Source organism: Escherichia sp. 10290, from assembly GCF_030295155.1.
In the GTDB taxonomy this organism is placed as follows: domain Bacteria; phylum Pseudomonadota; class Gammaproteobacteria; order Enterobacterales; family Enterobacteriaceae; genus Escherichia; species Escherichia coli_F.
Genome location: NZ_AP025741.1, coordinates 382,422 through 395,890, shown reverse-complemented (window position 1 = coordinate 395,890; position 13,469 = coordinate 382,422). Strand labels below are relative to the sequence as shown.

The following is a 13,469-nucleotide window of genomic DNA, read 5'->3' as shown; positions in this document are numbered from 1 at the left end:
TGATTATTCCCCTGAAACCAGTTCTGAATAAATGACTGTTGTTGCAATACGCTCCCGTAATTGCTGCGTTCCGTGGTATTTGATTGCCACATCTCGTAACTGATTAACCAGCTCTCTGACCTGATGCTCCTTTACTCTCAGCGTCACTGGAATGATTCCAGCACTCCGGCGTTCCTGAAGTTCAACCAGGGACTGCCGTAAAAGCATCCACCACTCTCTGTCTACAATCGGTCCGCGCATATCAAGCATTTTGTCAGCATCGGCAATCAGTCTGGTCAGGCTCTTATCGCTTATTCTGGTTTGCTGGTTCACTGCGCCGCCTCCTGTTCATTTTTTTCACTCCGGTATACCAAAATCACGACATCTCCCTGGGTAATTACGCGTGCCGGGTCTCCCTGTTGCATACGGTCAATATCAAAAGCGTCATTAAACGCATTTAGTGCCTTCACGCGCTTGTCTTTGCGGCAACGTTTTTCACATTGCTTAAAGAACGAAGAAATCAACCACCTGAATGACATAAAAGTGATATAGCCATAACCGATAAGCGCCAGACCTGTATTCATGGCTACATCGATCGTTATCGTTTTATCAATGACCATTGCAAGCCTCCTGTTTTGCCACTTTAAACGCCCGTAACATCGGGACCGTTTTACCGGTGATGACGGTTTTCATTAAAAGGCCACCGCCACTCTGGTGGCGCACTTCAGGAGCCACAAACAACGCCGCATCCACAACCCGGCAATAGCGACGGAACTCCCAGAACCAGCAGGTAACAATGATTTTTGAGGTGACTCCGTAGTCATAAAATTCAATATTCATTTGCAGTTAAACCTTCTTTTGTGACGTTCTACAGCGGCTTTCATGGCGTTGTGCACGGTTCTTTTAATAATCCGGCGTCCCGCACTGTCATAGAACCGCCACCGGGAAGCCCCCGGATATTTGGGAAACTCAACCGCCGCGCTACCGTCATTCATCCTGTATTCGTGGCGTTCTCCGGGCGGCTGGTATATTGCTTCGGTGACACTGAGAAGTTTAAAAGCCATCGTTATCCCCTCCCAGCGCCAGCGGCCTGTTGCTCTGACCATTAACCCCCTGATGCAACCTGGCATTTTTCCCGGCGATAAAACCAGCAGTAGCGGCAAACTCTGCACCCCGACACGCTTTAGCTGTGCGCATATCCCCGTCGCGCCGCACTTTAGTCCTGTGCAGGTTTTCTCTGTAAAGCTCAAGGCGGCTTTTTTCTTCCGGGGAGACGTCATACACCGCAATGACATCACGGGCACCAAAGACCCAGCCTTCGCAGAACTGGTCGCCACGGGCCACCCGCGTGGATGGTTTGCAACGCTTACAGTGTTTATCCTGATATTGATTACGCTCTGCCATCATCTGACGGGAAAGCACATCAAACGCGTAGGCCGCAATTTCCGGGCGGCTGTCAGGACCATAAAAACGAACGTAACGTTTGAGTGAACCAGAAGCCCGGTATTCACCGGAGATGTAACACTCGACACCGAAGGCTTTACATACCAGGTCACACAGGATGTGCATATAACGCGGCGGCGTACTGGCATCACTCGGCGCACCCGCGCTGGCAGCTTCCTGAATGTCGAACAATTCAGCGTCGTTTTCGCTGATGCCATGCTGGCGCATATAAGCCTGGGCTTTTGCAATAGCGTTAGCGGCTTCTTCCGGGCTTGATGTCCCTCTGGCAAGGCGTAACAGTTTTTTGATTTTGGCAATGTATTTATCTTTCATAGTCGTCTGAATCTCAGCATCCTGAATTCTGAATTACGCAACTTCCGGTACGGCCTTCAGGAACGTGGGGAGTTCGTTCTGGCTGCGGCGCTGGATGAACATCTGCTGTCGACTGAGAACTGGTCGCAAGACGATTAAAACAAACGATTGTCAGATTAATTTCGCGGGCGAATTTTTTTTGCTTGGCGATATTCATAAATAAACTTCCTCAGATTCAGGCGTAAGCCAGCCCCGGCGGGTTTACGCCATATACAAATAAAATTAAAAACAGACTTATTAACTACGACGTTCAGCTTTCCGGTAATGACGGTCAACAGACTTTACGAACGCCTTCACATCACGGGAAATCGAATCCAGCGGATAATATTCATCCAGTAGTTCCATTCCACTGAATCGAATCTGAAAAAAATCAGGCTTATCTTTATATGACTCCATCAGGTCAATAAACCGCAGCTGACGCGGGAGGGATTCCTGCACGCCTGAAATAGTGAGCAAATCATCTTCAAGGATGTATGCGAGGTCTTCCATATCCTTACAGTCAGACAGCATGGATATTCTTGTCAGTATGTTCCGTGTGGCGATATACAGCGCGGCTGTGTCATTCGCCATCATGGCGAACAAATCCCCCTGAATATAAGCCCCCTTACTGGCCATAGCATTCCCGGCAATCTGCGCATCAAGTACCACATGCATAAAATCGGCAGGTGCTCCCAGATGGCCCAGCAATGATGACGCCCATAACGTTACATTGGTTAACTTCTCAGATGAACGGGTAGCAAAACCTTCAGGAGTAACAATAAAATCCCAGACTTTATCTTTCATATACAAATCCCCTTAATTCAGGCGTAAGCCAGCCCGGCGGGTTTACGCCTGTTTTAAATAACAATTAAAAACAAATTAAATTAATGCGGTGCTTTCAGTGTTTCGACTTTAACGAAATAAGGCTCGACATTAATTTCAACCACACAGCCACATTTAAAATCTCTGGCCGGTGCAACAGTTTTTACCACCCGCCCACCACGCACTGCCCGGTGTGCAATGTGCATGAAACGAGTACCTGGCGGATATAGCTGATTAAAGCGTTTCGCGTTCATGAGGCGGCTTCCATCCTTTCAGGTGAGCGTTAGCGCAGAACTCCGCACGATGTTCAGCCCAGATGCGGCGCAGGGTGCTACACGGGCTTTGCGCTGCCTTACGCCACAGCTTTTCAGCCTCAGCATAATCGCCGCGCTGTTCTGCTCTGGACGCGCCCAGCGAATACGCCGCGCAACTATTTCCGGCTCTGTACTCTTTGATATCCTGATGCATGTTAAACCCCTGCAATATCAAGCGGGATTGCGCGGTATTCAGCAGAATCACCGACGCGCTCATACACGCGGATATAGCTTCTGCTGCCAACCACCTGGACGGCTTCACCAATCAGTTTCATGGCGTTATCCCAGCGTTCCTCCGTAATATCGAGACGACGCAGAGCCAGAACGCGCCCGGTGTTAATGTTGCCTTCCTTGTCCGTGCTGAATGCCTCGCTGATGATGGCTTTAATTTCAGGGCGTGCACCTTCCGTCCAGTCAGCCAGACAGTCATCAATCAGCGCCTTCGCGGTCTGAATGCGTTCATCAAGCGCGATACGGTCCTGCATGGCGCGCTGAATCTTGTAACGCCCGTCAAAGCTGTAAAGCGTGATATTGCCTTTTTTGCCGCCTTTCACAGCGCCGTATTTCTCCGCCGACAGGTCAATAAATGCCTGAATATCACCAAACGCACGCAGTTTCAGTTCCCGCAGTGAGGCGGAGGCAGCAATCACCATCTCCACAAGCTCACCGACCAGCTGCTCGCGGTCGCGGTCGATATCTTTGATAAGGCTTTCAGGTGTCATTACGCCACGGGCATCCACCCAGTAACCTTCAGGCGCTTGAGTTTTCGTGTATTGCTTAACTTTATTTTCAGTCGTCATAATTAAATTACCTTAGTGATATTTACAGATTAATGTGTGTTATGTGCGCGAGGCGCAACGTTTTCAGAAAAAATATTCACGCCGTTGTAGTCATTTCTCAGTGCTTCCTTGATAACATCATGTAATCCTGTTGCCACCTGAAACTCCCTTTCGGAAGTGCCGTCCTTCGAATAACTCCCTGTAATCTGGGTTAAAGTCGCGCCTTTTTCATCGGTATAGATAATTACTTCTAACTTAACCCCCATGTTTTTCTCCTTTGAAATCAAACGATTTAAAAATAATTTCGTTCATAAAACAGTGAGTTTTTCTGATAATGTCGGAAACCTGCTCTCCCGTGACATCAGGCGGCAACTGATACGTCGCGACGACTTTCTCCGGTTTACCTGGCCTGTCCAGGCTGAAAGTTAATTCAAGCTCTAATGACATTTTTCAGCCCTCAATGCATTTGTGTTTCTTGAGGAATATACGGACATCCCTGTGCCAGTTGTTTCACGTAGTCATGGTAGATTTGCAGATCAAGCCGTTCATTTCCGTGTTTCTCCTTCAGAACCGTACAAATAGCGCCGACAGTCCCCAGAGTTCTTGCCGCTTCTTCGAGTGTGGCATTGTCGCCATTTTCCACCCGAATAAGGTTATGGCACTGGTTATTACCCAGGTCGGTAAATACTATTGTTAATTTCACGCTCACTTTTAATTCCTCGTTTTATTGCCATACGACGGTGCAGCCGTCGATACAGGACGTTTTAACCACGCGGCGCAGGCCGCTGAATGTCTGAACGATTTCCGTTACCGGCCATACAGGACCACCCACGGGCGGGCAGGCATAAACCACAGGTAAACGGTGATGCTGTCCCGTTACGCGACCACCGGTGGTGTGGATGGCCACACGGGCACGGGAACGGACGGCGTTAATGGTCTGCTTGTCCATCGTCTTGTTCTCCATCAGTGAATTAACATTTCTGCGAATTTATCAATGGCCTGCACACTGACCGGTGCATCGCTGATATCACAAATCCGGTACACACCGCGCGCCAGTTTGAACAGGCGGCGGGCATTACCCAGTGAGCGTGCGTAGAGCGCCTCGCTGATTTCCGGTTCTGCTGCTTCCGGCATCAGCCCGGTAGCTATCTGGTTAAAATCTTCCTGCGACAGCGTATCGCCCAGGTTAAGCGCCAGCGCCACACGGCTGTATAACTGGGCGAACTCACCGCGACGTCCCTTGAGGTTAATCAGAAGGCGTGGCATACCCGCCAGGACAATCCCGATACCCGCTTTGTCATGCAGACGGCGCAGAACCTCCAGTGCGCGATAGGGGAGCAGTTCAGCCTCGTCCACCATCAGCAGGCGACCGGAATCACGCAGTTCTCGCACACATGCATCAATCAGTTCGTGGATATTGCCGCGAACTTTTACCCCCAGCTGGCGGCACAGCTCCTCAAGCAGTGTTCTGGCTGTATAGCCCGGGTCGGCTTCAATCAGGACCGCATCCCGGTTTCTGGCGGCGTATTCACGCAGAATCATTGTTTTGCCAAGACCTGCTGCGCCATACAGCACACAGATTTCACATTCCAGGTGAGCGTAGGCCAGCACCTCCAGTCCTTTGGCAGCCATACCGGTGGTCACAAACTTTGCTTTAATACGGCGGCTGTTTTCTTTTTCCCGCTCACGGGTCACAAAGGCAGAAATGCGTTCTTCAATATCAGACATATCGCCCTGATATTTACCCTGCAAATACTGGCTGATAACGGCGCTGCTACGACCAATAGCACGGGCGACGTGGGTCTGCGTATAGCCGCGACGGGCCATTACGTCATTTAATTGCGTAATTAAACTCATAATTAAATACCTTTTAAATTAATGGTTGTTTGTGCCGTTTTTCTTTAAATTGCGCTCGCGTTCAGATGCGAATAAATAAAGTTCTTCTTTTTCCTTTTTCTCCGGGCGTTCCAGTCCATATCCCAGATTAAAGTCAGGCTTCTGCGTAATAGCCGGGGTAAGCTCGCGTTTAGCCTCTTCGATTTTCTGCGTGGCCCGTGCAATGCGGCCCCTGACGCGTTTCTCCAGTTTTTGTTCGATAACTGGTTTAGCGAAGGCATCAACCTTGTTACCGTTCCAGATGGCATCGCAGATATAAGAGCCATCAGCCCGCCGGACAATGACGCTGTTTGCATCATGAATATCGTAACTGACCCTGACTTCATTCCCGTGCTCTGCGGCCAGCTCATATGAGTAATAAATATTGTTGAATAACTGAATTTCCCCGCGAAATGTTTTGCGCGTCACTTCCGGTCTGAACATTTCATGCAGTTCTTCCGGCGACAGGAAATCAATTTCAACATTCTGCTCTTTTATCAGTTTCCGGCGATACGCTGCCGGGCTGTAATATTCGCCATCCTCTTTGCGGGGTAGGCTGCTGTGTGGCCGGTTGTTATAGCGTCTGACCTCCAGCTCTATGGCTGCCAGCAGTTGCTCAAAGGTGGGGATTTCATCCCTCGCCTTAACCTGCCGTTTTGTCAGTTCTTTCCCTTTGTGGGTGGCCTTAATGGCTGACTGCATAATCCGTTGCTGCATCATTACGGTTTCCTTGTCTGCATCCCTTGCGCAGTACGTCTGGAAACTCAGAGCCACGTCTTTGGGTATTCCTTTGTTTGCCCGTTCAATCACCCCGCGCCCCTGCGGGTTACCTGGTATCCCCGTGTGATGTTCCACACCCAGCCGGGGCAGAATCCCGGTAATATCGGCATCAAGCACCCGGTTTTTTTCACCGCCCCCGTTATCGGAGTAATAAATCAGCGGTATCCCGTGCTGCGCCATGCCGTAACGTAACGCATCAGCAACGGCTATCACGTTCTCCGACAGGGATAGTGACCAGCCCACAACAAAGCGTTGACCCGCATCCATAACCAGCGTCACTTCTGGCCGGAAAATATTGCCGGTCAGTGGGTTAAACGCAGTCATTTTCATACAGTGACCATCCCCGACCCATACCGCATTAACCGGTAATGTGCTCCAGTCGCGCCGCACAAAAGGATTGAGCGAACGCCAGGCTGAACCGGTGGAGCGGAAACGCTCCTTAACAATCACCGGGACGTTGCTTAACACCCGTCTTACTGCGTGAACTGAAGGCAGTGCCGCCAGCATTCCCGCATCATTCGCGTGTTTCTCATGCCACCAGGCTGAAAACTCGCGATAAGCGTATTCAACGGTCGGGCGCTTCCATGAGCGATAGAACATAAAGAAATCGCTCAACCACCAGACCTGCTCCCACGGTGTTCCCTTATGATGACCGGGAGCCAGTAACGCCAGTAACTGATTGGCATCACCGCGCGCCATCACCCAGCTGGAGTACCAGCTATCCAGGCTGCCGGTGCTGACACCGGTTCGCTTTCCCTGACGTGCATTTGCAGTATTCGCTGCTTCGATAATGCGGTCAGGCAACGCCCCCATGCGCACACCATCAACGATGTGCTTTAACGCGGCCTTCCTGGTCATTCCGGCGTATTCACGCAGTTTATGCACTTCAGTAGCCAGCAATATCCGCGCATCAGCAATGGCCTTTTGCTTGTCGGTCAGTGCCTGGACTTCGCGTAATGCCAGTTCCGGGCATTTGACCATCACTTCCAGTTCATCGCGAACGGCGACGTTTTTAACTGCTTTCTGCTCAACCACGGCGGGCAGTTGTGCATCTTCCAGGACCTGATTGGTCAGGCGCTTACGTAAAACTTTCTGCGCTTCAGCGGGCAGGCAGTCGATGTGATACTCGAATGCTTTGGTGCCTTCACGCTTGCGCTTCCATTCCGGGTTATTTTCAGCAAGACGATCCAGACGTGCCCGGATGTTTTTTTCTGCTGATGGAAAACCGGATAATCCCAGGCAATCCCGCACTACAAACCACACGATTCCACCTTACACCGCTATTTGCGATGTCTCATGCAAATAGCGACTTGGCCAAATCACATCAGGCGTTACGCCAACAGCCTGGGCAATTACCTGTTCGTATTTGGAGCACGGTCGATAAAACACATTCCGCATGGAACCGGGTTTCAATCCTTGTGCTTTTTCCAGCGAGGGTAAATCAATCCCTTTATTTTTTAACGCTGTTTGAATCGCCATTGCTGACCAGTCATGACCGCGACGAACAAACAGGTCGGTTAGATCTTGTCTCAACAACTGCATTGTGTGATCCTCTCACGTTTATCGAATTCGATAATCAAATTCGATTATCGAATGTGATAAAAGATATGCGATCAAAAGTACGCGGTCAATAACTTTTTGCGTATTTTTAGTCGCGCAAGCACAAAAGTACGCACATGCTTGTAACCTGTTAATTTATATGGTGAATTATGGAAAAGAACGGAAATGCGCCAATTAACGATAAACGTACTTTTTCTTATGATGGAATAGTACGCTTTAACGAACGTCTGAGAATCGCCATGGGAGATATGAGTAATCACGCTCTTGCACGGCAAAGCGGCTTATCCGAGGCATCTATAAGAAAGTATGTAAAAGGTGATAGCTATCCAACTATTGATAATGCAGCAAAAGTTGCTGATGCGTGTGGAGTATCTCTTGCATGGCTGTTAACTGGTGAGGATTGCGGTACTGATGATAATCACAAACGACCAGGTGCGAACAAAAAGACGCAAAAGAAAGCGTTAACTGATGCGTACAATGATGCGCAGAACGGATTACAACTTATATTGGCTAATCTTCTACCTGAAGATGCTGAAATGTTATTCTCGACGCTATGCAAAGTAGGTATTAACGGTGTGTTGGCACGATTACACGCAACAGGCGACCATGTTTTAAGTGCTGACCCAGAAACGGTCATCCGAAGCCTGAACATCAGAGAATCGCTCAAAGATGCCATTAGTGTGGCATTGGCTGGCAACGAAGAAACTGACAAAGAGATTTTGCAACGCGCCAAATCCTGTATCCGAGCAGGAACACCAGGTGATCGCGTTCCCGTCACACCGGAGCAAAAAACTAAGCCTATAAACAAGAAATCAGCATAAGCGCCTCGTTTTGGCGGGGCGTGTGCTGTTAGCTAATCAGCAATAACCACAACAAAACCGAACACAACAGATGAGAACAACTTGAGGAAAACGGGCAAGGATAAAACACTTTTTAAAAGCATTTAAAACCCGTTAAGTTTGTAGCAGAACCAGATCAAAAGCGCCCAGAATAAAGCGTAAAAAAAGGCACTTTTGGTCATTTCTCACAAATCCGCCCAGAATCACACTGAATCACCACACCCCGCGCCACGCAAGGCTTGCAGGTTCTACCAGGCTGCACGAACTCCACCCAGAATTGATCGCTACCCCACAATCGTTGTGTCGCTCATGTTGTCCTCGTCATTGTTATCATTTGTAGGGTCGAGAATGTTGTCGGATGCGACGCTATGCGTCTTATCCGACCTACAGTTCAGTTCATCCCGTAGGCCTGATAAGCCGCGTCAGCGGCGCATCAGGCATCGGTTGTCGAATACAACCAACGGGCGTTTGTTTTATTTCGTCTGGCTACGGGCAAACAGGTCGTCGAGCTTTTCTTCGTACTGGTAGTAGTTAATGCTTTCATACAGCTCGTTGCGGGTCTGCATGGTGTCGATGACGCTTTTCTGCGTGCCTTCCTGGCGCAGGACATTGTAGACATGTTCAGCGGCGCGGTTCATTGCGCGGAAAGCAGAAAGGGGATACAGCGCCATTGCGACATGGGCGCTGCGTAATTCGTCGGTGGTAAACAGCGGCGTGGCACCAAATTCAGTAATGTTGGCAAGGATCGGCACCTGCACCGCATCGGCAAACTGGCGGTACATGGCGAGTTCGGTAATTGCTTCCGGGAACAACATCTCGGCACCCGCTTCAACATAGGCCTGCGCACGCTCGAGCGCCGCATCCAGCCCTTCAACCGCCAGCGCATCGGTGCGCGCCATGATCACAAAATCAGGATCGGTTTTCGCATCCACCGCCGCGCGGATCCGATCCACCATTTCTTCTTTTGAAACGATCGCTTTGTTCGGACGATGTCCGCAGCGTTTTGCTCCAACCTGATCTTCAATATGTAAGCCCGCCGCACCGGCTTTAATCATCGATTTCACGGTGCGGGCAACGTTAAAGGCCGAAGAGCCAAAACCGATATCCGCATCCACCAGCAGCGGCAGCGAGCAGACGTCGGTGATACGACGAATATCAGTCAGCACATCATCAAGAGTAGAAATACCGAGATCCGGCAACCCCAGCGAACCTGCCGCCACACCACCGCCGGAGAGATAAATCGCCTGATATCCGGCACGCTGCGCCAGCAGCGCATGGTTGGCGTTAATGGTGCCGACAATCTGCAATGGATTTTCTTTAGACAGTGCAGCGCGAAACGCTTTACCTGGAGAGTGTAGAGACATAGCCCATCCTTTGTTATCAACTTGTTATTTACGTTGATAAACTCAGAGCAAGGGGTGTGCCACAATTACCTGGATGAAATTAAATGTTTTATTTCAATTTGTTATAGATAAAGCCATGAAGTAATCCGCAAATATGCGTTTCAGTTAACGTTTCAGGCAATGTTTCACTGCGTTTCATTGCAACAATTATGAAACAAGACTAAACCCATTATTCGGTTTCTTAACTTTGCGGTGCGCTATGGCACATCCACCACGGCTGAATGACGACAAACCGGTTATCTGGACGGTATCTGTAACGCGGCTGTTCGAGCTATTTCGCGATATCAGCCTCGAGTTTGATCACCTGGCAAACATTACTCCTATCCAGCTTGGCTTTGAAAAAGCAGTGACCTACATCCGCAAAAAACTGGCCAGCGAACGCTGCGACGCCATCATTGCCGCTGGCTCTAACGGTGCGTACCTGAAAAGCCGCCTGTCGGTACCGGTGATTCTGATAAAACCGAGTGGCTATGATGTGTTACAGGCACTGGCAAAAGCTGGAAAACTCACCTCTTCTATCGGCGTTGTCACCTATCAGGAAACCATTCCGGCACTGGTAGCGTTTCAAAAAACCTTTAATTTGCGCCTCGACCAACGTAGCTACATTACCGAAGAAGACGCACGTGGGCAGATTAACGAGCTAAAAGCCAACGGCACCGAAGCGGTGGTCGGCGCGGGGCTGATTACCGATCTGGCAGAAGAAGCCGGAATGACCGGAATTTTTATCTATTCTGCCGCCACCGTGCGCCAGGCATTTAGCGATGCGCTGGATATGACGCGCATGTCGTTACGCCATAATACTCACGATGCCACCCGCAACGCCCTGCGTACTCGTTACGTGCTGGGCGATATGCTCGGTCAATCACCACAGATGGAACAGGTACGGCAGACTATTTTGCTGTATGCCCGCTCCAGTGCGGCGGTGTTGATTGAAGGGGAAACGGGGACGGGCAAAGAGCTGGCGGCCCAGGCGATTCATCGGGAATATTTTGCCCGCCACGATGCGCGACAGGGCAAAAAGTCACATCCGTTTGTTGCCGTCAACTGCGGGGCGATTGCTGAATCTCTGCTGGAAGCGGAGCTGTTTGGCTATGAGGAAGGGGCGTTTACCGGCTCGCGACGCGGAGGACGCGCCGGGCTGTTTGAAATCGCCCACGGTGGCACGCTGTTTCTTGACGAGATAGGCGAAATGCCGCTGCCGTTGCAGACCCGGCTGCTGCGGGTGCTGGAAGAAAAAGAGGTCACCCGCGTCGGCGGGCATCAGCCTGTTCCGGTGGATGTGCGGGTTATTAGCGCCACTCACTGCAATCTCGAAGAGGATATGCAGCAAGGGCGTTTTCGCCGTGATCTGTTTTATCGACTGAGTATTTTGCGTCTGCAATTGCCGCCGCTACGCGAGCGGGTGGCGGATATTCTGCCGCTGGCGGAAAGCTTTTTGAAAGTGTCACTGGCGGCACTTACTGCGCCGTTTTCTTCCGCGTTACGTCAGGGATTACAGGCAAGTGAAACTGTGCTGTTGCGCTACAACTGGCCGGGAAATATTCGTGAACTGCGCAATATGATGGAACGACTGGCGCTATTTTTAAGTGTGGAACCGACGCCGGATTTAACGCCGCAATTTTTGCAGTTGCTACTGCCGGAACTGGCGCGCGAGTCGGCGGAAACTCCCGGTCCATGCTTACTGACGCCACAACAGGCACTGGAGAAATTTAATGGCGATAAAACAGCCGCGGCGAATTATTTAGGTATCAGCCGAACGACATTCTGGCGGCGGCTGAAAAACTGAAATGCCGAATCCAGCGCGAACGCCTTATCCGGCATAAATTTCAATAGATGATCACCGATAAACTTACGCATCGGGCATGTTTACATGGGGTGCAGAATTATTTCTTCTTATAAATATTTGCCGTGCCGTGGATCTTATTGTCAGTTTGACCAGAGGTCAGCACCAACACATCTGCCCCTTTTTCATCCGCTTTTTTGATCAGATCTTCTTTCGCATCTGCAGTCGACATTTCATTACTGGTTGAAATATCACCTATTTTTTCATATTGCGATGCAACTTTTTCAAATTCTGCTTTGGTCATTAATTCTGCGGCATAAACGTTGGTAACGGCAAACGCTAACGCACCGATTAACATTTTAGAGATTATTTTCATATTACGGCTCCAGAGTTGTTATCAAACTATCACCCCCCCATATTATTGGGCTGATTAATAATTAGTTCAGTCAGGGCATAAACGCCAGTAACCGGAAATAAGACACTTTGTGATCTCTCTCGCATCCGATTACTTTTTGTAGAAATATGATGAAGTTACTTCACTTATTTATGGATGAAATCACATGGATCCCTTGCACGCCGTTTACCTGACCGTAGGACTGTTCGTGATGACTTTTTTTAATCCGGGAGCCAATCTTTTTGTGGTGGTACAAACCAGCCTGGCTTCCGGTCGACGCGCAGGAGTGCTGACCGGGTTGGGCGTGGCACTGGGCGATGCGTTTTATTCCGGGTTGGGTTTGTATGGTCTTGCGACACTCATTACGCAGTGTGAGGAGATTTTTTCGCTTATTAGAATCGTCGGCGGCGCTTATCTCTTATGGTTTGCGTGGTGCAGCATGCGCCGCCAGTCAACACCGCAAATAAGCACACTACAACAACCGATTAGCGCCCCCTGGTATGTCTTTTTTCGCCGTGGATTAATTACCGATCTCTCTAATCCACAGACCGTTTTATTTTTTATCAGTATTTTCTCAGTAACGTTAAATGCTGAAACACCAACTTGGGCACGTTTAATGGCCTGGGCGGGAATTGTGTTCGCATCAATTATCTGGCGAGTCTTTCTTAGTCAGGCGTTTTCTTTGCCCGCTGTGCGTCGTGCTTATGGGCGTATGCAACGCGTTGCCAGTCGGGTTATTGGTGCAATTATTGGTGTATTCGCGCTACGCCTGATTTACGAAGGAGTAACGCAGCGGTGAGCAGATAATTTACTCTCTACGTAATCAACCTGATTTGCCGAATCCCGCTCATCGGCGATGATATCCCCCGTAATGCGTGGTCCTTATTTCCGATAAGTTTACTTGAGTCTTTAGCTTCCCATTTCAGCCCACTCTCCCCTGTGTGGGCTTTTTTCATTTGTCTGCTTCAGTGAGTAGCTGGCAATGCTCCATCCACTCTGCAAGGATGATAATAAGAGGATCTGATTCAGAAGAGTTTTGAAAAATTGGACCGCCATCGAGGCCTCGAACCCCGTACCATACAACAATCCTGGTTGTCGTCTGCTCTTCCTGATGAGCTAATGGCGGTTTGTGATATGAGCCTTACAG

22 protein-coding genes and 1 pseudogene are annotated in these 13,469 nt (G+C 49.8%); 3 read left to right on the top strand and 20 right to left on the bottom strand.

Annotated elements, in window-relative coordinates:
* Positions 1 to 3: 3 nt before the first annotated feature.
* From QUE74_RS01870 to QUE74_RS01790, 17 genes are all read right to left on the bottom strand, one after another.
* Positions 4 to 312, bottom strand: coding sequence for a hypothetical protein (locus QUE74_RS01870; protein WP_042970913.1), 309 nt, complete (start codon positions 310 to 312; stop codon positions 4 to 6).
* Positions 309 to 599 (bottom strand): DUF4752 family protein, encoded by a 291-nt coding sequence (locus QUE74_RS01865; protein ID WP_042970909.1) that lies wholly within the window; start codon positions 597 to 599, stop codon positions 309 to 311. The genes QUE74_RS01870 and QUE74_RS01865 overlap by 4 nt, the downstream gene beginning before the upstream one ends.
* On the bottom strand, positions 589 to 819 hold the full coding sequence (locus QUE74_RS01860; RefSeq protein ID WP_042966114.1) for a hypothetical protein: 231 nt from the start codon (positions 817 to 819) through the stop codon (positions 589 to 591). The genes QUE74_RS01865 and QUE74_RS01860 overlap by 11 nt, the downstream gene beginning before the upstream one ends.
* A complete protein-coding gene (locus QUE74_RS01855) occupies positions 816 to 1,043 on the bottom strand; it encodes a hypothetical protein (protein WP_000874677.1) in 228 nt (75 codons plus the stop codon). The genes QUE74_RS01860 and QUE74_RS01855 overlap by 4 nt, the downstream gene beginning before the upstream one ends.
* Positions 1,033 to 1,755 (bottom strand): DUF2786 domain-containing protein, encoded by a 723-nt coding sequence (locus QUE74_RS01850; RefSeq protein ID WP_286331889.1) that lies wholly within the window; start codon positions 1,753 to 1,755, stop codon positions 1,033 to 1,035. The genes QUE74_RS01855 and QUE74_RS01850 overlap by 11 nt, the downstream gene beginning before the upstream one ends.
* A 13-nt stretch (positions 1,756 to 1,768) precedes the next feature.
* The gene (locus QUE74_RS01845; RefSeq protein WP_157839748.1) at positions 1,769 to 1,951 is read right to left on the bottom strand and encodes a hypothetical protein; all 183 of its coding nucleotides are present in this window, start codon (positions 1,949 to 1,951) and stop codon (positions 1,769 to 1,771) included.
* Positions 1,952 to 2,031: 80 nt separating this feature from the next.
* Positions 2,032 to 2,577, bottom strand: a complete 546-nt coding sequence (locus QUE74_RS01840; protein WP_042970516.1) for a hypothetical protein — start codon at positions 2,575 to 2,577, stop codon at positions 2,032 to 2,034.
* Positions 2,578 to 2,657: 80 nt separating this feature from the next.
* Complete coding sequence (locus QUE74_RS01835) at positions 2,658 to 2,849, bottom strand: hypothetical protein (RefSeq protein ID WP_012578964.1); 192 nt, start codon at positions 2,847 to 2,849, stop codon at positions 2,658 to 2,660.
* A complete protein-coding gene (locus QUE74_RS01830; protein ID WP_042970513.1) occupies positions 2,830 to 3,063 on the bottom strand; it encodes an ANR family transcriptional regulator in 234 nt (77 codons plus the stop codon). Before QUE74_RS01830 ends, QUE74_RS01835 begins: the two co-directional genes overlap by 20 nt.
* Position 3,064: 1 nt before the next feature.
* The gene (locus QUE74_RS01825; RefSeq protein WP_042970511.1) at positions 3,065 to 3,709 is read right to left on the bottom strand and encodes a DUF3164 family protein; all 645 of its coding nucleotides are present in this window, start codon (positions 3,707 to 3,709) and stop codon (positions 3,065 to 3,067) included.
* Between the two features lie 29 nt (positions 3,710 to 3,738).
* A complete protein-coding gene (locus QUE74_RS01820) occupies positions 3,739 to 3,954 on the bottom strand; it encodes a hypothetical protein (RefSeq protein ID WP_042970509.1) in 216 nt (71 codons plus the stop codon).
* Positions 3,944 to 4,135 carry a hypothetical protein gene (locus tag QUE74_RS01815; protein ID WP_042970507.1) on the bottom strand — a complete coding sequence of 64 codons (192 nt, stop codon included), beginning with the start codon at positions 4,133 to 4,135 and terminating at the stop codon, positions 3,944 to 3,946. The genes QUE74_RS01820 and QUE74_RS01815 overlap by 11 nt, the downstream gene beginning before the upstream one ends.
* A 10-nt stretch (positions 4,136 to 4,145) precedes the next feature.
* Complete coding sequence (locus QUE74_RS01810) at positions 4,146 to 4,397, bottom strand: hypothetical protein (RefSeq protein WP_042970505.1); 252 nt, start codon at positions 4,395 to 4,397, stop codon at positions 4,146 to 4,148.
* Positions 4,398 to 4,412: 15 nt separating this feature from the next.
* Positions 4,413 to 4,637 (bottom strand): hypothetical protein, encoded by a 225-nt coding sequence (locus QUE74_RS01805; protein ID WP_000361029.1) that lies wholly within the window; start codon positions 4,635 to 4,637, stop codon positions 4,413 to 4,415.
* A gap of 14 nt (positions 4,638 to 4,651) precedes the next feature.
* On the bottom strand, positions 4,652 to 5,545 hold the full coding sequence (locus QUE74_RS01800; RefSeq protein WP_000053172.1) for an AAA family ATPase: 894 nt from the start codon (positions 5,543 to 5,545) through the stop codon (positions 4,652 to 4,654).
* Between the two features lie 18 nt (positions 5,546 to 5,563).
* The gene (locus QUE74_RS01795; protein WP_042970503.1) at positions 5,564 to 7,606 is read right to left on the bottom strand and encodes a Mu transposase C-terminal domain-containing protein; all 2,043 of its coding nucleotides are present in this window, start codon (positions 7,604 to 7,606) and stop codon (positions 5,564 to 5,566) included.
* A gap of 9 nt (positions 7,607 to 7,615) precedes the next feature.
* A complete protein-coding gene (locus QUE74_RS01790) occupies positions 7,616 to 7,885 on the bottom strand; it encodes a helix-turn-helix domain-containing protein (protein ID WP_077781711.1) in 270 nt (89 codons plus the stop codon).
* Positions 7,886 to 8,052: 167 nt separating this feature from the next.
* Here QUE74_RS01790 and QUE74_RS01785 point away from each other — a divergent pair, with 167 nt between their 5' ends.
* Positions 8,053 to 8,724, top strand: coding sequence for a helix-turn-helix domain-containing protein (locus tag QUE74_RS01785; protein WP_052319567.1), 672 nt, complete (start codon positions 8,053 to 8,055; stop codon positions 8,722 to 8,724).
* Positions 8,725 to 9,215: 491 nt separating this feature from the next.
* On the opposite strand, the gene prpB is transcribed toward QUE74_RS01785, so the two are convergent.
* A complete protein-coding gene (gene prpB / locus QUE74_RS01780) occupies positions 9,216 to 10,106 on the bottom strand; it encodes a methylisocitrate lyase (RefSeq protein ID WP_000052179.1) in 891 nt (296 codons plus the stop codon).
* Positions 10,107 to 10,344: 238 nt separating this feature from the next.
* Here prpB and prpR point away from each other — a divergent pair, with 238 nt between their 5' ends.
* A complete protein-coding gene (gene prpR / locus QUE74_RS01775; RefSeq protein WP_000941086.1) occupies positions 10,345 to 11,931 on the top strand; it encodes a propionate catabolism operon regulatory protein PrpR in 1,587 nt (528 codons plus the stop codon).
* A 97-nt stretch (positions 11,932 to 12,028) separates the two neighbouring features.
* Here prpR and yahO read toward each other — a convergent pair whose 3' ends face one another.
* Positions 12,029 to 12,304 (bottom strand): DUF1471 family periplasmic protein YahO, encoded by a 276-nt coding sequence (gene yahO, locus QUE74_RS01770; RefSeq protein WP_000691948.1) that lies wholly within the window; start codon positions 12,302 to 12,304, stop codon positions 12,029 to 12,031.
* Positions 12,305 to 12,488: 184 nt separating this feature from the next.
* Here yahO and QUE74_RS01765 point away from each other — a divergent pair, with 184 nt between their 5' ends.
* The gene (locus tag QUE74_RS01765) at positions 12,489 to 13,121 is read left to right on the top strand and encodes a LysE family transporter (protein ID WP_000371335.1); all 633 of its coding nucleotides are present in this window, start codon (positions 12,489 to 12,491) and stop codon (positions 13,119 to 13,121) included.
* 16 nt (positions 13,122 to 13,137) lie between these two features.
* Here the strand turns inward: QUE74_RS01765 and QUE74_RS01760 are convergent.
* Positions 13,138 to 13,378 (bottom strand): annotated as a pseudogene (locus QUE74_RS01760) (hypothetical protein).
* Positions 13,379 to 13,469 lie beyond the last annotated feature (91 nt).